Origin of the sequence: Lactonifactor longoviformis DSM 17459 (assembly GCF_900129135.1) — a bacterium.
Classification (GTDB): Bacteria; Bacillota; Clostridia; order Lachnospirales; family Lachnospiraceae; genus Lactonifactor; species Lactonifactor longoviformis.
Genome location: NZ_FQVI01000002.1, coordinates 135,532 through 157,362, shown reverse-complemented (window position 1 = coordinate 157,362; position 21,831 = coordinate 135,532). Strand labels below are relative to the sequence as shown.

At 45.9% G+C, this 21,831-nt stretch carries 21 protein-coding genes; 17 read left to right on the top strand and 4 right to left on the bottom strand.

The genetic code is table 11. From position 1 onward, the window contains the following. The first annotated feature begins 324 nt into the window (after window positions 1-324). The 6 genes from infC to BUA56_RS03225 all read left to right on the top strand — a co-directional run bounded on the left by infC (window position 325) and on the right by BUA56_RS03225 (window position 4,581). Window positions 325-819: a translation initiation factor IF-3 gene (gene infC, locus BUA56_RS03250; RefSeq protein WP_072848962.1), complete on the top strand. Its 495-nt coding sequence runs from the start codon at window positions 325-327 to the stop codon at window positions 817-819. A gap of 36 nt (window positions 820-855) precedes the next feature. Continuing rightward, a complete protein-coding gene (rpmI, locus tag BUA56_RS03245; protein WP_072848961.1) occupies window positions 856-1,053 on the top strand; it encodes a 50S ribosomal protein L35 in 198 nt (65 codons plus the stop codon). Window positions 1,054-1,088: 35 nt separating this feature from the next. Then, window positions 1,089-1,445: a 50S ribosomal protein L20 gene (gene rplT / locus BUA56_RS03240; RefSeq protein WP_072848959.1), complete on the top strand. Its 357-nt coding sequence runs from the start codon at window positions 1,089-1,091 to the stop codon at window positions 1,443-1,445. Window positions 1,446-1,557: 112 nt separating this feature from the next. Then, on the top strand, window positions 1,558-2,244 hold the full coding sequence (locus BUA56_RS03235) for a polysaccharide deacetylase family protein (RefSeq protein WP_242946716.1): 687 nt from the start codon (window positions 1,558-1,560) through the stop codon (window positions 2,242-2,244). A gap of 25 nt (window positions 2,245-2,269) precedes the next feature. Beyond that, on the top strand, window positions 2,270-3,211 hold the full coding sequence (locus tag BUA56_RS03230; RefSeq protein ID WP_072848957.1) for an AEC family transporter: 942 nt from the start codon (window positions 2,270-2,272) through the stop codon (window positions 3,209-3,211). Between the two features lie 59 nt (window positions 3,212-3,270). After that, entirely contained in the window at window positions 3,271-4,581 is a 1,311-nt protein-coding gene (locus BUA56_RS03225; RefSeq protein WP_072849337.1) for a replication-associated recombination protein A, read from the top strand. Between the two features lie 97 nt (window positions 4,582-4,678). On the opposite strand, the gene BUA56_RS03220 is transcribed toward BUA56_RS03225, so the two are convergent. Genes BUA56_RS03220 through BUA56_RS03210 form a run of 3 tightly spaced genes read right to left on the bottom strand, consistent with a single transcriptional unit; the run spans window position 4,679 to window position 7,278 of the window. Further along, entirely contained in the window at window positions 4,679-5,191 is a 513-nt protein-coding gene (locus tag BUA56_RS03220) for a DUF4364 family protein (RefSeq protein ID WP_072848955.1), read from the bottom strand. 4 nt (window positions 5,192-5,195) lie between these two features. After that, window positions 5,196-6,128 carry a tRNA modification radical SAM protein MnmL/YtqA gene (mnmL, locus tag BUA56_RS03215; protein WP_072848954.1) on the bottom strand — a complete coding sequence of 311 codons (933 nt, stop codon included), beginning with the start codon at window positions 6,126-6,128 and terminating at the stop codon, window positions 5,196-5,198. Window position 6,129: 1 nt separating this feature from the next. Beyond that, window positions 6,130-7,278, bottom strand: a complete 1,149-nt coding sequence (locus BUA56_RS03210; RefSeq protein WP_072848952.1) for an NAD(P)-dependent malic enzyme — start codon at window positions 7,276-7,278, stop codon at window positions 6,130-6,132. A 732-nt stretch (window positions 7,279-8,010) separates the two neighbouring features. On the opposite strand from BUA56_RS03210, the gene BUA56_RS03205 reads away from it, so the two are divergent. From BUA56_RS03205 to BUA56_RS03175, 7 genes are all read left to right on the top strand, one after another. Beyond that, window positions 8,011-8,871, top strand: coding sequence for a tyrosine-type recombinase/integrase (locus BUA56_RS03205; RefSeq protein WP_242946715.1), 861 nt, complete (start codon window positions 8,011-8,013; stop codon window positions 8,869-8,871). Between the two features lie 308 nt (window positions 8,872-9,179). Continuing rightward, window positions 9,180-9,422 (top strand): hypothetical protein, encoded by a 243-nt coding sequence (locus tag BUA56_RS03200; protein ID WP_072848950.1) that lies wholly within the window; start codon window positions 9,180-9,182, stop codon window positions 9,420-9,422. Between the two features lie 68 nt (window positions 9,423-9,490). Then, the gene (locus tag BUA56_RS03195) at window positions 9,491-10,048 is read left to right on the top strand and encodes a transporter substrate-binding domain-containing protein (RefSeq protein ID WP_072848948.1); all 558 of its coding nucleotides are present in this window, start codon (window positions 9,491-9,493) and stop codon (window positions 10,046-10,048) included. 243 nt (window positions 10,049-10,291) lie between these two features. Beyond that, window positions 10,292-10,909, top strand: a complete 618-nt coding sequence (locus tag BUA56_RS03190; RefSeq protein ID WP_072848946.1) for a DUF4867 family protein — start codon at window positions 10,292-10,294, stop codon at window positions 10,907-10,909. Window positions 10,910-10,950: 41 nt separating this feature from the next. After that, entirely contained in the window at window positions 10,951-12,435 is a 1,485-nt protein-coding gene (locus BUA56_RS03185) for an L-fucose/L-arabinose isomerase family protein (RefSeq protein ID WP_072848944.1), read from the top strand. A gap of 102 nt (window positions 12,436-12,537) precedes the next feature. Then, window positions 12,538-14,007 carry a xylulokinase gene (xylB, locus tag BUA56_RS03180; RefSeq protein WP_072848942.1) on the top strand — a complete coding sequence of 490 codons (1,470 nt, stop codon included), beginning with the start codon at window positions 12,538-12,540 and terminating at the stop codon, window positions 14,005-14,007. Between the two features lie 144 nt (window positions 14,008-14,151). Further along, window positions 14,152-14,880 carry a phosphatase gene (locus BUA56_RS03175; protein ID WP_072848940.1) on the top strand — a complete coding sequence of 243 codons (729 nt, stop codon included), beginning with the start codon at window positions 14,152-14,154 and terminating at the stop codon, window positions 14,878-14,880. Between the two features lie 94 nt (window positions 14,881-14,974). Here the strand turns inward: BUA56_RS03175 and BUA56_RS03170 are convergent, their stop codons facing one another. Then, a complete protein-coding gene (locus BUA56_RS03170) occupies window positions 14,975-15,868 on the bottom strand; it encodes a LysR family transcriptional regulator (protein WP_072848938.1) in 894 nt (297 codons plus the stop codon). 414 nt (window positions 15,869-16,282) lie between these two features. On the opposite strand from BUA56_RS03170, the gene BUA56_RS03165 reads away from it, so the two are divergent. From BUA56_RS03165 to larAH6, 4 genes are read left to right on the top strand one after another with little or no spacing between them, the layout of a single operon-like run. Beyond that, window positions 16,283-17,545 carry a hypothetical protein gene (locus BUA56_RS03165; protein WP_072848936.1) on the top strand — a complete coding sequence of 421 codons (1,263 nt, stop codon included), beginning with the start codon at window positions 16,283-16,285 and terminating at the stop codon, window positions 17,543-17,545. Between the two features lie 37 nt (window positions 17,546-17,582). Further along, window positions 17,583-18,602 (top strand): TAXI family TRAP transporter solute-binding subunit, encoded by a 1,020-nt coding sequence (locus tag BUA56_RS03160; protein WP_072848934.1) that lies wholly within the window; start codon window positions 17,583-17,585, stop codon window positions 18,600-18,602. A 14-nt stretch (window positions 18,603-18,616) separates the two neighbouring features. Beyond that, window positions 18,617-20,503, top strand: a complete 1,887-nt coding sequence (locus tag BUA56_RS03155) for a TRAP transporter permease (protein WP_072848933.1) — start codon at window positions 18,617-18,619, stop codon at window positions 20,501-20,503. Between the two features lie 21 nt (window positions 20,504-20,524). Continuing rightward, the gene (larAH6, locus tag BUA56_RS03150) at window positions 20,525-21,772 is read left to right on the top strand and encodes a nickel-dependent malate racemase, LarAH6 family (protein WP_072848931.1); all 1,248 of its coding nucleotides are present in this window, start codon (window positions 20,525-20,527) and stop codon (window positions 21,770-21,772) included. The last annotated feature ends 59 nt before the right edge of the window (window positions 21,773-21,831 follow it).

The following is a 21,831-nucleotide window of genomic DNA, read 5'->3' as shown; positions in this document are numbered from 1 at the left end:
AAACAAGGATTTATAAAGAAAATATTAAAATGCTTGACTTACCATTTGGTTTATGATAAAGTATTAAAGGTCTGAGTAAGACATTTGATAAAACAAAGCAGAGTATCCACTCTCACCTTGGCACATTGACGTGACCCTGGTTAATATTAGCTGTAATTCTGCGGTCTCAGACTGCAAAATTATAATGGTATGAAGTGGATAGTGCGGCTATTCGCTTTTTTTGTATGCATGGCAGATACAGCATGGTGCGTACGGGTGGAGGTAACAGGTTTTAACATTTCAACTATTCAATTATTATGGAGGTGCACTACTATTAGCGATTTAATGATTAACGAACAGATCAGAGACAGGGAAGTACGTCTGATTGGTGTGGATGGAGAACAATTAGGTATCGTATCAACGAGGGATGCAATGGCCAAAGCGCAGGAGGCTGGGCTGGATCTGGTCAAGATTGCTCCTACCGCAAAGCCACCGGTTTGTAAAATTATTGATTATGGGAAATACAAATATGAACTGGCAAGAAAAGAAAAAGAAGCCAGGAAAAAGCAGAAGACCATCGATGTAAAAGAAGTGCGTCTCTCACCCAACATTGATTCCAACGATTTGAACACCAAAACAAATGCTGCCAGAAAATTCATATCCAAGGGCGATAAAGTGAAGGTTACTCTTCGGTTCCGCGGAAGAGAGATGGCGCATATGTATGCCAGCAAGCATATTTTGGATGAATTTGCTGAAAAGCTTTCGGATATTGCTGTGATAGAAAAAGCTCCTAAGGTAGAAGGCAGAAGCATGACCATGTTTTTAACTGAAAAACGTTAAAAAATAGAAAAGACAAGTATTAAGGAGGAATATACAATGCCAAAAATTAAAACAAGCAGAGCTGCTGCAAAGCGTTTCAAAAAAACAGGTACAGGAAAATTAGTTAGAAATAAAGCTTATAAAAGCCATATCTTAACCAAAAAATCTCAGAAGAGAAAAAGAAATCTGAGAAAACCTACTGTTACAGATGCTACAAATGTAAAGAATATGAAGAAAATCTTACCTTATTTATAAGAGAGAAGTTAAGTTAGTATAGGAGGAAATTAAGAATGGCAAGAATTAAAGGCGGTTTAAACGCTAAGAAAAGACATAATAGAACATTAAAGCTGGCAAAAGGTTACAGAGGAGCCAGATCCAAACAGTACAGAGTGGCAAAGCAGTCCGTGATGAGAGCGCTGGCAAGCTCCTACGCAGGAAGAAAGCAGAAGAAACGCCAGTTCAGACAGTTATGGATTGCACGTATCAACGCAGCAGCCAGAATGAACGGTTTATCTTACAGCAAATTTATGTATGGCTTAAAATTAGCCGGTATTGAGATGAACAGAAAGATGCTGGCAGACATGGCTATCAATGATGCGGAAGGATTTGCTACATTAGCAGAGCTTGCAAAAACTAAAATTGCCTAATTTTATTTGGGACGTTGCCTCGTAAGAGAGACAACGTCCCAAATGTATTTTGCGCATAGTACATGATCTCCGGTACATATAGTGAACTAAAAGGCCTTTTGGAGTAAGTATAGTGAAAAAATGTGGATATTTACTCTATTTCTTTACGGCCGTTTTTCTGCTGCTGCTGGGTGTTCACCTATTGCGGGAGAGGGGAGTTGGGGATCAGATGATTCAGGCGGACGCACCCGCGGAACCAGGGGAGGCTCCGGTTGTGGCTTTGACCTTCGATGACGGGCCGGACCCCATATATACCCCCAGGCTGCTGGACGGATTAAAGGAAAGAGATGTAAAAGCCAGTTTTTTCCTCATAGGAAAGATGCTGGAGGGAAACGAAGACATTGTGGAACGGATGTATAAAGAGGGGCATTTGATTGGCAATCATACCTTTGACCATGTGCAGCTGAATAAATTATCAGATGCCAAGGCCTGCGAGCAGGTTACCAAGACCAGCAACAAAATTTTTGAGATAACCGGAATGTATACCGCATTCATCCGTCCTCCCTTCGGAGAGTGGAAAAAAAATCTGGACTGTAACGTTACCATGATTCCTGTACTGTGGAATGTGGATTCCCTGGACTGGACAACAAAGGACACAGATGCTATTGTTAATAGAGTACTGAAAGATGTGGAGGACGGGGATATCATCCTTATGCACGACAATTATGATTCCAGTGTAAAGGCAGCGCTGCGGATCATAGATGCCCTCCAGGGAAAGGGATACCGTTTTGTAACTGTTGATGAACTTTTAATGGATTAGCAGAGATGAGGGACAAAGGAGTAAGATGCAGAATCTAATACTGTCATTCTCAGTGGTATTTCCACTGTTTGCGTATATGCTGCTGGGGTTTGGAATCAGGAAGATGAAACTTTTGGACGCCCGCATATTTAAACCTCTCAACGGAATGATTTTTCAGGTGTTTATTCCGATTATGCTGTTTGTGGATGTCTATGAGTCAGATTTCAAGTCTTCTGTGAATAAGGGGCTTTTTTTGTATGCGGCTGTCATGGTGATACTGCTGTTTTTGCTGCTCTGCGCCGCAGTGCCCAGATTTGTCAGGGAGAAGAAAGACGCCTCTGTTATGATTCAGGGAATCTACCGGAGCAATTATGTGCTGTTCGGGGTGAGCATCGGTGCCAATTTGTATAAAGACGGGGATATCGGCGTAATCGCCGCAATGGCGGCACTGATAGTACCTCTCTTTAATATACTGGCAGTGATTCTTTTTGAAATGTTTCGGGGCGGCAGGGCAAAACCCGGCGCAGTGGTGAAGGGCGTGCTCAAGAACCCCCTGGTGGGGGCAGGGATTCTGGGGATACTTTTTGCTGTGCTGAATATCCGGCTTCCCGCACTGGCAGTTGACACCCTGGATAACATTGGGAGTATGGCATCCCCCATGGCGCTGATCTGCCTGGGCGGTATGTTGTCATTTGAAAGCGTAAGAAAGCACAGAAAAAAGCTGGGAGCTGTACTTTTGGGACGCCTGATACTGGTGCCTGCGGCAGCGGTTGCTGTGGCAGCGGCGTTGGGATACCGGGAGGTGGAATTAGTAGGGATACTGGCAGTATTTGGTTCCCCCACTGCGGTAGCTTCAGCACCTATGGCCCAGTCTATGGGCGGGAATGGAGAGCTGGCGGGAGAGATTGTTGCTGCCAGTTCTGCGGCCTGCGTGGTAACCATGTTTTTATTTATCTGGGCGCTTAAGACTTTGGGATGGGTTTCCTGAGCAAGGATTCGGATATACAATTGCTTCAGCGGACAGAAGCAGGGAAAGGCGGAGGAAAAATGGATTTATTTGATTATATGAAAGAGGTAACCCTGGAAAATGAGTCCCCGTTGGCTTCCAGGATGCGTCCTACTTCTCTGGAGGAAGTAGTTGGACAGGAACATATTATTGGAAAGGACAAGCTGCTGTATCGGGCGATTAAGGCTGATAAGCTCAGCTCCATTATATTTTACGGCCCTCCCGGGACCGGAAAAACCACACTTGCTAAAGTAATCGCCAATACGACCAGTTCCCGGTTTACCCAGATGAATGCCACGGTGGCGGGGAAAAAGGATATGGAGGCTGTGATTAAAGAAGCTCAGAGCCAATTGGGGATGTATGGGACAAAAACCATATTGTTTATAGATGAGATTCACCGTTTTAACAAAGGCCAGCAGGATTACCTTCTCCCCTTTGTGGAGGACGGGACTATTATACTGATCGGGGCCACCACAGAAAATCCATATTTCGAGGTAAACAGCGCTCTGATCTCCCGATCCATTATATTTGAACTGCATGCACTGGAAAAGAAAGATATCGAAAAATTGCTGGAGCGTGCCGTATCGGACAAAGAAAAGGGTATGGGGAGCTACCAGGCAGTGCTGGACGAGGATGCGAAGGAATTTCTCGCAGATATTGCCGGGGGCGATGCCAGAGCTGCTCTGAATGCCATAGAATTAGGGATTCTTACCACAGACCGAGCCGGGGACGGCAAGATCCACATTGATCTTCAAACCGCCTCCCAGTGTATACAGAAAAGAGTCGTAAGATACGATAAGACAGGAGACAACCACTATGATACCATCTCAGCCTTTATTAAAAGCATGCGGGGATCCGATCCCGATGCCGCCGTATATTATTTGGCGAAGATGCTGTATGCCGGGGAAGACATTAAATTCATAGCGAGAAGGATTATGATATGCGCAGCGGAAGATGTTGGAAATGCAGACCCCAATGCACTCAACGTGGCAGTATCTGCCGCCCTGGGGGTAGAACGTATCGGAATGCCAGAGGCCCGCATACTTCTCTCCCAGGCAGTCACATATATTGCCTGTGCCCCGAAAAGCAATGCCTCCTATATGGCCATCAACGAGGCTATGGAGTCTGTAAAAAACAAGAAAACCACAGTGCCGCCCCATCTCCAGGACGCACATTACGGGGGCGCATCCAATATGGGGCACGGGATCGGGTATCGCTATGCACATGATTATCCCAATCACTATGTGGAGCAGCAGTACCTTCCGGATGAGATCAAAGGAAGCAGATTCTACCGGCCGGAAGACATTGGCTATGAGAAGGAGATACGAAAATACTTTGCTTCCATCAAATAAAAGGGTGAAAAAGGGGACGTGTACTTTCTAAAAAGAACACGTCCCAAATTCGATCAGGCCTGTCCCAAAATCAGATTGACCTGTCCCTTTTTTACTTTTAAAGTAGTTCCCCCATAATATGTGCATAAATCTCCTGACTTTTTTCCTGCCAGCGGCTGCATATGGTTGTGGCGGCCTCTTTCGTCGGCACCGTCAGGGTCATATCAATGAGATAGGACTGCCGTTCTATCACCTGACAGCGTACCTCATACTCATCTGCATTTTTTTTGTAATAGTCGGCAATGGTAGAGACCTCATTGCGCAGTTCATAGGCATGGGAATTGAAAAACTCTATAATCTCTTCCTGAATCTCAGGTGAGATTTCATTTTGAAAATAATGAATGGTTTCTTCGCCTTTTGGTGTGATTCGATACCGTGAGGAATTCCTAACGGTGCTCATCTCCAGCAATTCGGAATCAATCAGTTGATTGATCGCTTCCTGAATGTGAAAGTATGTCGTATATCCCTTATCCAGAATAAACTCTGATATTTGAGAATTAGTCAGAGGGAAATTTACCTTATCTAACATGTATAAAATGATTAATTTGTATAATGTCAATGGTTCTGCCATAATTCTAATTCTCCTTTCCAGTATACAGCCTTCCCTGCCAGGTCTGCCGGACCTTACATTCATGATGAAGAGTGTTTAATACTGTTTTTTTGGCGCTGCTCCAACGAGGCGCAATTAACAAATCCCTTGGGCCATCCCCTGTGAGCCGGTGAATGACGATATCCGGTGACAAATGTTCCAGGCAGGATATTACGAGATCCAGATATTCCTCCATAGTATAGACCTGAAACGCTCCGCTTAAGTATTCCTCTGCCAAATCAGTACCCTTTAGTATATGGAGAAGCTGAAGCTTAATACCCTGAATATCTCTGTGGTTCAGATAGGATATGGTTTGGAGAATATCCTCCCGGCTTTCTCCGGGCAGACCCAGAATAGTGTGAACGATAACTTCCAGACTGCGCTTTCGGAGTTCTTTGACAGCCTCTTCAAAACAGGAAAGTCTGTAGCCTCGCCGAATATATGCGGCAGTTTTATCATGGATGGTCTGCAGTCCTAATTCAACCCATACGGGCTTTTGGCGGTTCAAAGCATCCAGCAGATCCAACACCTCATCACCCAGGCAGTCAGGCCGGGTGCCGATGGAGAGGGCAGCTACTTCAGGATCTGCCAGAGCTTCAGTAAAAACAGAGGTCAGATGGGAAATGCTTCCATATGTGTTAGTATAGGCCTGGAAATAGGCAATAAATGTTTCCGCTTTTCTCTTCTGACGGATTCTGTCTTTTTGTTCTTTGATCTGTTCCGTAATTGTGAGAGACTTATCAGCCGCAAAATCTCCGGAACCGCCGGCACTGCAGAAGATACAGCCCCGGTTCCCCAGTGTCCCGTCCCGATTCGGGCAGGTCATCCCACCGTTAAGGGCTACTTTATATACCTTTGTGCCAAAACGCTCCTTCAGCATATAGTCTAAGGAATGATAAGGCTTACCGTTCCATTCCATTTTAGTGAATATGCTTCTTTACTGCCTCTGCAACAGCATCGGCAACCCGGGGATCAAAGGCTTCCGGGATAATATTTTCTTCATTTAAGTCTTCTTCTGAGATTAATTCTGCCAAAGCGGCAGCAGCCGCCATTTTCATTTCCTCTGTGATCTGTCTGGCTCGTCCTTCCAGAGCACCTTTGAAGATACCTGGGAAAGCCACTACGTTATTGATCTGATTTGGGAAATCAGAGCGTCCGGTACCGATAATTCTGGCGCCCGCAGCCTTAGCCACGTCAGGCATAATCTCCGGTACGGGGTTTGCCATAGCAAAGATAAAGGGATCTGAATTCATAGATCTAACCATTTCCTCTGTAACACTGTTGGGAGCGGAGACTCCGATAAAGATATCAGCCCCTTGCAGCGCATCGGCCAGGCTGCCGGATTTTCCTTCCTGGTTTGTAATCTCCGCCATCTCCTTTTTAGCGGGATTGTTGGCATTCTTCTTGTTGACGATACCTTTGCTGTCACAGAGATACATATGGCGGAATCCATAATTGAGCAGAAGCTTGCCGATGGCGATACCGGCAGCACCGGAACCATTGATGACAACTGCACAGTCTTCCTTTTTCTTGCCCGTAAGGCGGAGACTGTTAATAATAGCTGCCAGGACTACTACGGCAGTACCATGCTGGTCATCATGGAAAACAGGAATATCCAGAAGTTCTTTTAAGCGGGATTCTATTTCGAAACAGCGGGGAGCGGAGATATCCTCAAGATTAATACCCCCGAAAGAGGGTGCGATGTTAACAACGGCCTTTATAATTTCTTCGGTATCCTGGGTATCAAGACAAATAGGAACAGCGTTTACACCCCCGAATTCTTTAAATAAAACAGCCTTTCCTTCCATAACCGGCATAGCCGCCAGAGGTCCGATATTACCCAGGCCTAGAACAGCGCTTCCGTCGGAAACTACAGCAATTGTATTGGCCTTCTGTGTATATTTGTAAGCAGCTTCCGGGTTTTCTGCAATTACCTTACAAGGCTCAGCAACACCTGGAGTATATGCCAGTGAAAGATCTTCCCTTGTTTTTACAGGAGCTTTGGAAACGGTTTCTAACTTTCCATTCCATTCTTCGTGGAGTAAAAGGGCTTTTTCGTTTGTTGTCATAGTTACAGTACCCTACCTTTCTTATTATATGTAGTTTGTTCGGAACTTTCTTTATCATAACATTATGGAAAAATAAGTGCAAGATGGAAGTGAAAATTGGGATTTAACTTCCTAAGCTTGAGACTTTTTCAGTCGGAAGGTATAGGGTGGCAGGGGGACGGTGAGAGGAATCCCGCGGCGGCGGGCTGACCGGGTTCGGGCGGGAGGGAGGTTTTTGGCAGTTTATCCAAAACATCAAGCGGACAATAGTGCGAAAGAAGAGGACAAGTATACCACTTTCGACCTTCCCCGCCCGTTTTCCGTGAATGTGAAGTGAGTCTATGCCAGGATATAGGAGGGATCACCGGGGGGACAGGGCCAGTCCAGGGGCCGGGGTATAGGGACCAGTCAGGGAGGTTAAGCGGAGTGAGCCGAAGATCCAGTCCACCAGCTGATTAACGGGGAAGGCTTTCCTGACGAGTTTAGCAGCTGGTAGGACTTAGCTTAGGGGAACGGAGCCTCGAGCTGACTGGTCCCTATACCCCGGCCCCTGGACTGGCTCTGTCTCCCCGGCGCTCCCTCCTATATCCGTCCGTCTGCGATGCGCTCGCCGACTACATAACCCCGAACTTCACATACACAAAACTATAATTTCCATATTTATCCAGATGACACCCCCTCCCCCCAATGCTATACTGGAAAAAACATACAAATGATAGACTGGCCTGAAATTGCGGCAGATGGGAGAGTAAGATGAGGGATAGAGATAAAATGGAACTCTATATTCAGAAAGAGGATATACAGGACTTCCAGGAGTTTCTCTATGAAAGAGAATATTCTACAGCGACAATCAGTAAATACCTTACGGATGTACATACATTCCTGAAGTTTGCAAAAGGAAATGAAGTGATCGAAAAGTCACTTTTGCTGAGATATAAAGAGTGGCTGATGCAGAATTATGCAGTTTCCAGTGTGAATTCTATGCTCGTTTCTCTGAATCAGCTCCTGGAATATCTGGGCGGAGGTTTTTTGAAGCTAAAAAGGGTGAAGGTGCAAAAGCAGAACTTTGCAGACGAAGATAAAGAAATGTCAAAGGAAGAATACATAAGGCTGAAAAAGGCAGCAGCCGACAAGGGAAAGGCTCAGCTGGCACTTATTATTGAAACGATATGTTCCACGGGAATACGAATCAGTGAATTATCTTATTTTACAGTAGAAAGAGTCAGGAAGGGATACGTTGAGGTTCACAATAAGGGAAAGTCAAGGACCATCCTGCTGCCCGAGAAATTAAGGAGAAAGCTGATTTATTACGTGAAAAAACATAACATCCTGTCAGGGTGTATTTTTGTGACCAGAAATGGAAAACCCAAAGACAGAAGTAATCTGTGGGCGGAAATGAAAGCCCTTTATAAAAAGGCAGAGGTATCTCCAGAGAAAATTTTTCCCCACAATCTGCGCCATTTGTTTGCCAGGGTATATTATAGTTTAACTAAAGATCTTGCGGGACTTGCAGACATTCTGGGACACAGCAGCATGGAGGTAACGCGGATTTATACGGCGCATTCAGGGAATGTTTATCAGAAAAGAATTGACAGTTTAGGACTGGTCAATTGAAACATATAAATACCACATAATAATAGTTATGTGGTATTTTAATAACGGGATTTGTTAATTTTATATAGATTTATCTTATAATAATTGGAATAAATTGTCAATGCGCTTGGGAAAATCTGCGTAACAATATATTTTATTTCAAATATAAATATTTTTTAGTAATATTATGGTAAAGAGGTAACATGAAATTTATAATTTCTTTGTGTATGTTTCTAGTTTACTACATAACTATTATTAGGTTGTAATAAAGAATCGCTACATAATCTATGGCTGACTGCAGAATGTGCCAGATAAGAGAAGGAAAAAGCATGAAGAGGGAAGAACTTTTAGAGCGCTTGGCGGAGGAACTGGGGTACGACTATATATCGGATCTCCATATAATGAATAAGTATGATGACATGCTGAAGATCCTGGGGGATATCTCTCCGGATGAGTATAGCCTGGGAGAATGGAATTCCGCTGTACAGTATTTACTGCGGGAGGAGATTGTGTTGGAGTCATCCCGGAAAGCAAGAGAATATCTGATGGAAATCTTAAGAAATAGGCATTGAATTATATTTGACAAAAAGGAAACAGAGTGATATCGTGCTGTTAGATGGAAAGCATAGAGGAGTACGATATGAAGAAAATAGTTGCAATAGTAATCTCAGTTGTCACTTTGCTGACTATGGTTGGATGTGAGAAAAAACTGGAGGCAGATGGAACGCCGGTAAATGATTTACTTTTAGAGTCTGGTATATTGAGGGTGGGAATGGAGTTAAAGGTGCCTCCTATGGAATCTCTGGACGAAGAAATGAAACCGATGGGTTTTGATGTAGATTTGATCTATGCAGTTGCAGAGAAGCTGGGGGTAAAAGCTGAGATAGTGGATACCACTGAAAAGAATCTTCTGCCGTCTCTGGGAGCGAAGGTCTATGACTGTGCCATATCAACCATCCGGATCACAGAGGAAAACCAAAAAGAATATTATGTGACCAGACCGTATGCCGACGTTACTTCGGTCAGAGATCAGATTAGTAATAAAGAGACAGAAGGGCAGTTGGGGATTTTTGTAAGCAGGAAAAATGGTCAGCTGATGCTGAGAATAGATAAGGCCCTGGAGGAATTACTCAGCGAAGGGAAAGTGGCAGAACTGTCTCAGCAGTATTTTGGAACAGATATCACAGGGGGGCTCTAGACAAAGCAGGAGATACTGCTGGAATTTACAGCCGCAGCATACAAGCAAAGGAAAGAAAATACAAGAATGTAAACTTTCCTATTGCTTGTTTTTTTATGTACACCCCCCTTCGTCAGGGGGGATATTCGTCTCGTATAAAAAATTTGCATACTTTTGCAAGAAGGGATTGATTTTTTTGGTTGAAAATGGTACTATGTGCATATAGTTCAACGGGTGAACAAAGTGTTAAGGGAGGTAATTTTCATGAACATATTAAAGGTAACGGATCCGGAGTTCTGCAGGTATGGAAAGATAATTACAGGGATCGACTGCAGTGACATGGCAGAGGCCATGGAAGCCACACCTCTTCCTGAAGATGTGGTTTATGTGGCGTCGGAGGCTTCATTGGAGGAATGTCCCAGTGCCGGGAAAATTGCATATAGCCTGTACGGGGGAATGCCCATTCAGGTGGGATACTGCAATGGCAGCAATTATCTGCTGAATGCTGCAGAATACCACAGAGACTCAGAAATTAATATCGCAGTTACGGATATGATTCTGATTCTGGGATGTGAGCAGGATATTGAAAAAGACGGTACATATGACACTTCCCGGATGGAAGCGTTTATGGTTCCTAAAGGAACGGTAATTGAGGTCTACGGGACAACACTTCACTATGCCCCCTGCAATGTGGCGGAAAGCGGGTTTAAGTGTGTAGTGGTACTTCCCAGAGGGACGAATACTGAGATTGAAAAGGAAGGACCCTATACGGAGGAAGATAATATGCTCTTTGCCAGAAATAAATGGCTGATTGCCCATCCGGATGCCAGGATAGAGGGAGCATTTAACGGTCTGAAGGGAGAAAACCTCTCAGTAAAGTAGGTTTTTATAAAAAGAAATATATCATTTATGGAGGAAGAACAATGAACAATATGCCAAAAGTAAAGTTAGGAATTGTAGCTGTCAGCAGAGACTGCTTTCCGGAATCCCTATCTGTAAACAGAAGAAAGGCACTGGCAGAGGCTTATGCTAAAAAGTATGATGCGGAGGATATCTATGAATGTCCAATCTGTATCGTGGAAAGTGAAATACATATGGTACAGGCTCTGGAAGATATCAAGAAAGCAGGATGCAACGCTTTGGCCGTATACCTGGGGAACTTTGGACCTGAAATTGCCGAGACACTCCTTGCAAAACATTTTGACGGCCCGAAGATGTTTATAGCAGCTGCAGAAGAATCCGGTGACAATCTGATCCAGGGCAGAGGGGATGCATACTGCGGTATGCTCAATGCCAGCTATAATCTGAAGCTCCGCAATATAAGGGCCTATATTCCGGAATATCCTGTGGGAACAGCAGAAGAATGTGCGGACATGATCCATGAGTTCCTGCCCATTGCAAGAGCCATTATCGGACTCTCAGAGCTTAAAATTATCAGCTTCGGCCCCCGTCCGCTGAACTTCCTGGCATGCAATGCGCCGATTAAGCAGCTTTATAATCTGGGGGTAGAGATTGAAGAAAATTCAGAGTTAGACTTATTTGAAGCATTCAATAAGCATGCGGGGGATCCCAGGATCGAAGATGTAGTGAAAGATATGGAAGCGGAGCTTGGAGAGGGAAATATGAAGCCAGAGATTCTGCCAAAGCTTGCGCAGTATGAGCTTACTCTCCTGGATTGGGTTGAAGAGCACAGAGGCTACAGAAAATATGTGGCAATTGCAGGTAAATGCTGGCCCGCTTTCCAGACACAGTTTGGCTTTGTGCCTTGTTACGTAAACAGCCGCCTCACAGGTATGGGAATTCCGGTATCCTGTGAAGTAGATATCTACGGAGCGCTGAGTGAATTTATCGGAACATGTGTAAGCGAAGATGCAGTTACCCTTTTGGACATCAACAACACTGTTCCTGCAGATATGTATGAAGCTGATATCAAAGGAAAATTTGATTATACACACAAGGATACCTTTATGGGCTTCCACTGCGGAAATACCACCACCAAAAAGCTCTCCTTCTGTGCTATGAAATACCAGATGATTATGGCCAGAAGCCTGCCTGAGGAGGTTACACAGGGAACGCTTGAAGGAGATATTGTGCCGGGCAGCATTACCTTCTACCGTCTGCAGAGCACCGCGGATAATAAGCTTCGTGCTTATATCGCCCAGGGAGAGGTGCTGCCGGTTGCAACCAGATCCTTTGGATCTATAGGTGTATTTGCAATCCCGGAGATGGGAAGATTCTACCGCCATGTACTGATTGAGGGGAATTACCCGCATCACGGAGCAGTAGCCTTCGGCAGTTATGGAAAAGCATTGTTTGAGGTATTCAAATATATTGGCGTGGATGTGGACGAGATAGGATATAATCAGCCTAAAGGTGTCCGTTACCCGACCGAAAATCCATTTGCATAAGAGCTAGATTGTAAAAAGGGACAGGGCAGGGGCAATCGGGGACGTGTTCCTTTTAAAAAGAACACGTCCCCGATTGCCGATTCAGATAAAGGAGAAAATGATATGTTATATATTGGTGTTGACTTAGGAACCTCAGCGGTCAAGCTGCTTTTGATGAGCCAAGACGGCAGGATTCAAAAGATTGTATCAAAGGAGTATCCCATTTCTTTCCCAAAGCCGGGCTGGTCAGAACAAAAGCCGGAAGACTGGTGGGAGAAGACGGTAGAAGGAATTAAGGAGCTGACGGAGGAATGCGACAAATCCCAGGTGGCAGGCATCAGCTTTGGCGGACAGATGCATGGACTGGTAATTCTGGACAGTGAAGATCAGGTGATACGCCCGGCGATTCTGTGGAACGACGGAAGAACCAGCAAAGAGACGAACTATCTTAATGAGGTAATTGGAAAGGAAAAACTGTCGGAATATACTGCTAACATTGCCTTTGCGGGATTTACGGCTCCCAAAATCCTGTGGGTTAAGGAAAATGAACCGGAGAACTTTGCCAGAATCAGTAAGATTATGCTTCCCAAGGATTATCTTGCCTATAAACTGAGCGGCGTGCACTGTTCTGATTACTCAGATGCCTCGGGGATGCTTCTGATGGATGTTAAGAATAAATGCTGGTCCGGAGAGATGCTGAATATCTGTGGAATTCGGGAGGAGCAGATGCCCAGGCTGTATGAGAGCTATGAGACTGTGGGAACCCTGAAGCGGGAAGTGGCAGAGGAACTGGGGCTGCCGGAGAACTGCAAAATAGCAGCCGGCGCCGGGGATAATGCGGCAGCTGCAGTGGGAACAGGAACCGTGGGTGACGGAATGTGCAATATTTCTCTGGGCACCAGCGGCACTATCTTTATCTCCAGCAAAGAATTCGGAGTAGATAAATACAATGCACTTCATGCCTTTGCCCATGCAGACGGCCATTACCATCTCATGGGTTGCATGCTGAGTGCTGCCTCCTGCAACAAGTGGTGGATGGATGAGATTATCGGAACTGCAGATTACGCCGGAGAGCAGGGAAAGATCGGAGATCTGGGAGAGAATCACGTGTATTTTCTTCCCTACCTTATGGGAGAGCGCTCCCCGCACAACAATCCAGATGCAAGGGGCACGTTTATCGGTCTGACTATGGACAGCACCAGGGCGGATATGACCCAGGCAGTTCTGGAGGGGGTCGCCTTTGCCATCAGAGATTCCTTTGAGGTCGCCAAGTCTCTGGGAATAAAGATTGAACGGACTAAAATCTGCGGGGGAGGCGCCAAAAGCCCTCTGTGGAAGAAGATGATTGCCAACATTCTGAATATTAAGGTGGATGTAATTGCATCCGAAGAAGGACCTGCCATGGGTGGTGCCATGCTGGCGGCAGTGGCAAATGGAGAATACGCTTCCGTGGAGGAGGCTGCCGGTGCTATAGTAAAAGTGGTTGACACCGTGGAGCCGGAACCTGAGCTTGCCGGGAGGTACGAAGAACGGTACAGAAAGTTTGCCAAGATTTATCCTGCAGTGAAAAACCTATTCAGCGAAATTCTGTAACTATACGGAAACAGGGCGTGGATTCTCATGAAAATGCCTCCGGGTACCTTTACCTTTGCTGTTTTGCAAAGATTTTGCTTGATTTTAAAAATCAGGGTTCGTATAATGCAAGGTAGGTCCACACTGACCTGAGGAGGCGAAAGTATGAAATATGTTTTAGACGTGCATACCCACACGCTGGCCAGCGGGCATGCCTACAATACAATGGCAGAGATGGCTTGTGCCGCAGGCAGGAAAGGGCTTCAGCTGCTGGGAATCACAGAACATGCGGTTGAAATGCCGGGAACCTGCTGCACTTTCTATTTTGAAAATCTGAAAATGGTTGACCGGGACAAATATAAGGACTGCTATGGGGTGGAGCTGCTTTTGGGCACAGAGCTGAATATTCTTGATTACCAGGGAACCATTGATATGGAAGAGAGAACCTTAAAAAAGATGGATGTAACTATTGCAAGCATCCATCCCCCATGCTATAAGAGCGGTACAGAAGAGGAGAATACCAATGCTTATCTGTGTGCCATAAAAAACCCTTATATTAACATCATCGGTCATCCTGATGACGGGAGGTTTAAGCCGGATTACCGCGCCGTTGTACAGGCTGCAAAAGAGTACAAGGTGCTGCTGGAGCTGAATAATAATTCCCTGGATCCCAGATGTTTCCGGCAAAATGGCAGAGAAAATATGCTGGAATTGCTGAAATACTGTAAGGAATACCAGGCTCCTGTTATCATTGGAAGCGATGCGCATGTGGATGATTTGGTTGGAGCCCATGAGTTTGTGGAAGCGCTGTTAAAAGAAACGGAATTTCCTGAGGAATTGGTTGTGAACCGTTCTGTGGAAGAGCTGAAGAAGTATGTAAACAGATACAGGTAGCAAAGAGAGAAATACGCGGTTATCAGGCCGGGAATCTTAAAAACAGATTCCCGGCCTTTTCCTGCTCCTGCAGGTATAAGAGAATATCCTGAAATTAGGATATCCTGCAGGGGGGGAACTGCCGTTTGGTATAGTTGATAAAGGCGGTAGAGTCGCTGTACAAGGGACGTTCTTTATTCCACAGGATACCGATAAATACCGGATCCAGCTGAGGTTCAATAGGAATCCCTACAATATCCTCGTTGTGCAGAATGGTCTCCTCAAAAAGCAGTCCCCCTACCGAGTAATCTGACCGGAGAAGCTGCTTTATGGTATCCAGCTGATTGGAGCGGAATATAATGTTGGGCTTAAGGGAAGCCTTTTCAAAGGCAGTGCTGATGATCTTATTGCTGAAGGAACCGATTCGGTTGACCACGAGTGGGATCTGTGCCACCTCACGGAGTGTAATGCTTTTGAGACTGGCCATGGGACTTTCCCTGTGAACGGCCAGGTTCAGCCGTGTCGTCAGCAGGGTGATAATACGCACGGCATTCAGATTGGCATAATTGGTTATGGTAATTGCAAAATCAACCTGTCCTTTTTCCACCACTTCATAGCACTCCAGCGCCCCCAGCTCCAGAACATCAATGGTAACATGGGGATGGAGTTTTTTAAATCCAATAACCACTTCAGAGAACAGAAAGGTTTCCACTGTGGGTGAGATTGCAAGCTTAATCTGGTTTCTGGAGCGGCTCAAATCTTTCATTTTCTGGGTCAGGTCATTCACATCCTGAAGGACATGGGTTGCCTCTACATAGAACAGTTCCCCTTCAAAGGTCAGTGTAAGCTTCTTTTTCTCACGCTTAAACAGCAGAAGGTTAAACTCTTCTTCCAAGGCCTTGATGGAATTGGTGATGGAGGGCTGGGAAACGTGAAGCTTTTTTGCTGCCGCAGTAATTCCTCCCCACTGGCAGACCTGCTGAAAATACTGTAATTGCCGAATTGTCACATCATCACCTCCTGTATTTTTTATCTTATTCTTATTTTGTCTTCTGGTCAAGAAATTCTGGGCTATCGATAGTTTTAAACTATATATCCAAAAGAAAGATGTAATTTACACTTCAGGTTAACAGATATACAATAAAGAAAACACAGAGATAATGGAACAAATACCAGAAAAATACATATAAAATATTTAATTATCTGATATAACTGTGTGAACCCGGGTATCAATTTATATTTCTATTCATAGTTCTGCTTTCAGGCAGTTCTGGGAATAGAAGCATGCTTTGCGACGTACAGATGCATTGCGTCCTGCGCCATATGGCAGTTTACGGCATCTATCAACTGAGCACCCGGGAAGCCAAAAGGGGCCCTTCTACAGATTCCGTCCCCTGTGCCGGCCGGGAGAAAGGGAAGGATTATGTTATCAGACAGAGAAAAAGAAAGACTTCGGTCTTTGGGGAGGCAGATACGGGAAATTGCCGAGCTGGATATTCAGAAAGAAAATAAAAAGCTATGGACAGCAGTGAATGACGGACAGATGATACGTCCGGTGGTAATAGCCAGAGATTATCCGGTTTTGCTTCTTATGGAAGGTCCGGATGCCATCCGGCCGACGATTGAAGATCCGTATTTCAGGCAAAGGGAGATGGAAATGCTTTTAACCATCTACGAATGGAACCATCTGCGGGGAGATCGGGTAGTGGAACCGTATCTTAATGTCCCGGTCATTGCAGAGGATACAAATGTGGGACTGCGTATGTCCAGTTATCCGGCCCAGTGGACCATGGATCCGGAGGAACTTCACCGGGCGTATGCCTTTGAGAGAGTACTCTGGAATGAAGAGGATGTCTCCGCAAAAATTAAATGGCCCAAGGTTGTCTACCGCAGAGAGGAGACCATGGAGCGGTATGAACAGATGTGCGAGATTATGGAAGGGATTATCGAGATTAAATTATTCGGGATCCAGAACTTCCGGTTTGCCATGTTCGACGACATCTTTGCATGGACAACCATTGATCAGGGAATGACAGACCTGGTCATGAACCCCGAATATCTGCATCTGGCAGCGGAGAGATATGCCGAATGCTTTATACACAGAGCAAAGCAGTATGAAGAGCTTGGCCTTATCTCCTCTAATAATTCTAACACATTTATTGGAAATGGAGGCTATGGATACTGTTCAGCTCTTCCAAAGCCCACTGAAACCGGGATTGGAGGAAGTCTGAAGGATAATTGGGGGGTGGCACAAGATCAGATTTTCACATCGGTATCCCCGGAGATGACCAAAGAATTTGCATTTGACCATGAAAGGGCCTGGACCGATCTGTATCCGCGCATCTATTATGGATGCTGTGAACGGCTGGATCACAAAATAGAGGAACTGGGAACCTTTCCCAACCTGAAAAAGATATCCGTATCCCCGTTCAGCGATTGTGAAGCTGCAATGGAAAAGATGGGAAAACGCTATATTGTATCATTTAAAGCACATAATACTTTTATCAATCTAAATCCCTGCGGATACGATCTCCTCACTGAGGAACTGAAAAAGGTCTGCCGTCTGGCAAAAAGGTATGGAAGCAGCGTGGAGATTATTATGAAATCAATTATTGACTTGAACCATGAACCTCAGAGGCTCTGGGAGTGGTGCAGGCTGGCAAGTGAGATCGTTAAGAGCTACTGATGAGTAAGGGAAAAGATCACAGGAAGGAGAGATTACATTGAAGAAAAAGATAATGGCTTTGGTACTTGCAGGAATTATGATTTTGGGAGGATGCTCAGGAAACACGGATTCTGCTTCTGAGGATACGGAGAAGGACAGCACCCAAAAAAGCAGCCAGGAGGTAAAAGAAGTAACGATTCTCACCGGTCCGTCAGGTGGGACCATGGAGATCGTGGGGGCAGCTACCATAGAACTATTTAAGGCTGCCATGCCGGGAACAGAGTTTTCTTCCGTTCCCAGCACCGGGAGCGCGGTAAATGTAAAACTGATGGACAACAAAGAGGCAGATATGGCGATTATTACAGCAGATACCCTGGCAGCAGCCATTAACGGAGAGGAGCCTTTTGAGGAGACTTATCCGGATCTCATGTCCATGTGCGCTCTGTATCCCAACACCATGCAGCTTTGGGCGCTGCCATCCTCCGGGATCCAGGATTTCGCGGACTTGAAAAGCAAAAAATTCACCTGCGGACAGTTCGGGGGAGGACCTTACCAGCCCTGCATGAATATGATGAAGACCTATGGATTTACCCTGGACGACATAGAGGCAAGCGGTGGAGAAATGACACCTCTGGCATGGGGAGAGGCTACTAATTCCCTTCAGGATGGAAATATTGACGCAGTTTTTTGGACAACCTCGTTCCCCGCAGCAGGAATTGTGAATGCGGCCGTGGGAAAGGAATTCAGCCTGGTGCAGATCAATGAAGAAAAATTGAAAGAATATACGGAAACCTATGAGGGATGGGTAGACATTACCATTCCCGCAGGCACCTATGAATTTCAAAAAGAAGATGTGAAAACAATAGGGACACCCAATCTTTACGTAGTCTCCAGGGATATGCCGGAGGATGTGGTGTATGAGATGACAAAGGCAATCTGTGAAAACTATGATGTGCTGGGGACCTCACATGCTCTCCTGAAGTCCTTATCGGACGAAACCATTACCCAGGGAGTGGTGGGGGAGATCCATCCGGGAGCACTCCGTTACTATAAAGAAAAAGGAATTAATGTCTCATAAGGGAGAGGATTTCAATGGAAAAAACAAAAGGCGGGGATCGATACGACAGGATTTGCAAAGTCAGCATCCAGATATTGGGCGCTGCAATGGCATTTTTCCACTTATATACAGCTCTTATGGGTACGCTAACAGGAACCTGCCAGACAGCGGTGCACCTGCTGTTTATTGGTCTCATTTATTATTTGGGGTATCAGTCTAAGAATGAGAGATGGAAAACGGTAACCAGGATTTTCAACCTTGTATTTGCGGCTGGGATGGCGGCAAGTCTTGGATACAACATACTTGCCAATAAAAAGCTGATGATGCGTATGATGCAGGTAGATAAGGTAACTACACTGCAGGTAATTCTGGGAATTATTTTAATTGTGTCTGTGCTGGAGCTGACACGCCGTTGTCTCGGAATGGCAATGCCCATCATAGCTCTAATCTTTATCCTGTATGCATTCACCGCCAAGTATATGTCCGGAGTATTATACTTTAAAGGGATTGGGCTGGACCGTTTTGTGGAACAGATGTACCTGACCTTTCAGGGGGTGTTCGGGGAAGCGCTGAATTCCTCTGCTACCTTTGTAGTAATGTTCTGCCTCTTCGGCAGCTTTCTCCAGGTCTCCGGAGGCGGACAGTTCTTCCTTGATATTTCAAAGAGTGCGGTAGGACGTTTTCGGGGAGGCCCCGGTATGATGACCGTAATCTCCTGCGCACTGATGGGGACAATCTCCGGGAGTGCCATTGCTAATGTAGCTGCAACCGGTGTGTTTACGATCCCCTTTATGAAAAAGGGAGGATATGAAAAGAATTTTGCAGGTGCCGTTGCATCTGTGGCTTCCACAGGAGGGATGATTCTTCCCCCGGTTATGGGTGCCGGTGCATTTATTATGTCCGAATACCTGGGGATCTCCTATGCCAGGATATGTCTTTATGCATTGGTCCCCGCACTATTATATTTTTTTGCAGTGTTTCTCCAGGTATATCTGGAGGCGCGGCGTTTGAACCTTTCGGGGGTTCCCAGGGAAGAAATTGAACCAGCCCTTTCTGTTATGAAGCGGGCAGGATACTTGCTGATACCGCTCCTTGTGATTATCTATTTTCTCTGCGCAGGATATTCTGCCATGAGGGCAGCCTTTTACGGGATTATATCCATTATTATCGTAAGCTTTTTCCGCAGGGAAACCCGGATGACACCAAAAAAATGTCTGGAGGCAATGGTACTGGGATCAAAATCCTGCATCTCTGTGGCAACAGCCTGTGCAAGCGCCGGGATTATTATTGGCGTGCTCAGATTTACAGGCCTTGGTTTAAAGTTCACAAGTGCAGTTGTCAGTATTTCCGGAGGCAATCTTATGGTAGCCCTGATACTGACTATGATAGCCTCCATTATATTAGGGATGGGGATTCCTCCTACGGCTGCCTATGTTATGCAGGCTGCGCTTACAGCTCCTGCACTGGTTCAGATGGGACTGGAACCCATTCAGGCACATTTGTTTATCTTTTATTTCTCCTGTATGGCAGGAATTACGCCTCCTGTAGCCATCTGTGCGTACACGGCGGCTCCCATAGCAGAAGGAAATCCCGGAAAGGTGGGATTTCAGGCATTTCGCCTGGCCCTGTCGTCTTTCATCGTGCCCTATGTATTTGCATACGGTACAGGAATACTTCTGGTAGGGAATATAGTGGATATTATTCTTGCCGTCTGTACCACACTCATAGGGATTGCTATATTGTCTGTGGCGGTTTCCGGCTGGTTGAAGTATCCAATAAAAGCTTATCTGCGGGTTCCTCTGTTCGGCGCTGCGGTACTGATGATGGTGCAGGGAGTAACAACCGATCTTGTGGGAATCCTCGTAGCCAGTGTAATCTGTGGGATTCATCTGCGAAGGCAGGCAATAGTACCGGTAAAATAGTGAAGAAGGGGGAGAATCGGCATGAAGGTAACGCTGGGCTATGGGAACGGACAGCAGGAGGTAAGCATACCGAACAGGAATCTTCAGGCGGTCTTACTGCCCCAAGAGACAGCAAAACAGGAGGATGAGGAGACACTTCTGCGAAAGGCATTGCTCCATCCTGTAGGAACCTCCAAACTGAGAGCCATAATAAGGCCGGGTGAAAAAATCGCGGTAGTTGCCAGTGATATGACAAGGCCCCTGCCCACGGGCCGTATTATGCCGGTGCTGTTGGAGGAGATGATTGCCGGGGGCGCACGCCCGGAGGATATCACACTGATCTTTGGATTAGGGATTCACAGGCACCATACAGAGGCAGAAAAAAGAAAGCTGGCTGGAGAGGCAGTGTATGAGAGGATACGCTGTGTGGATTCAGAACCGGAAGACTGCATTCTCCTGGGATATACATCCAGGGGAACCCCGGTGGAGATAACCAGGGAGGTTGCCTCTGCGGACCGGATAGTCTGTCTGGGAAACATTGAGTATCACTATTTCGCCGGTTTCAGCGGAGGTGCCAAGGCTATTCTTCCGGGAGCTGCCTCAAGGGCTGCCATACAAAAGAACCACAGCCATATGATGGAGCCCGGGGCAGAGAGCGGATGCCTGGAGGGAAATCCTGTGCGGGAAGATATAGAAGAGGCTGGGGCATTGTGCAACATAGATTTTATTCTAAATGTAGTACTGGATGCAGAAAAAAGAATACTCTGGGCTGCTGCCGGGGATCCGGTGCAGGTTCACCGGGCAGGGTGCGGATATGTGGACAGCTGCTGCAGAAGAAAGCTTCAGAAAGCCGCAGATATTGTAATCGTGTCCCAGGGAGGGGCGCCCAAGGATCTTAATCTTTACCAGATGCAGAAGGCTTTGAATCACGCTGCCTACGCAGTCAGAGACGGGGGCATCATCATTATGGCAGGATATCTTGGGGAGGGCATGGGAGAGCCCGTTTTTGAACAGTGGATGCGGGAGGCAGAGAATCCGGAAGAGCTGGTGAGAAAGATAGGCAGGGAATTTTGTCTCGGAGGCCATAAGGCGGCAGCCATAGGTGCTGTCTTAAGAAAAGCTGATATTTTTCTGGTATCCAGTCTGCCGGACTCCCAGGTGAAGGAAATATTTATGCACCCTTTCGGCAGTGTTCAGGAAGCTCTGCAGACAGCCTTTCAGAAGATAGGGGAGGAAGCCTCTGTAGTGGTTATGCCTGTGGGTGGCAGCATACTTCCGGACTTAAAATGAAAGTTACGGTTTCCTCCGCTCTCAGTAACAAATAAAACATTCGAACTCATTGACTTCAC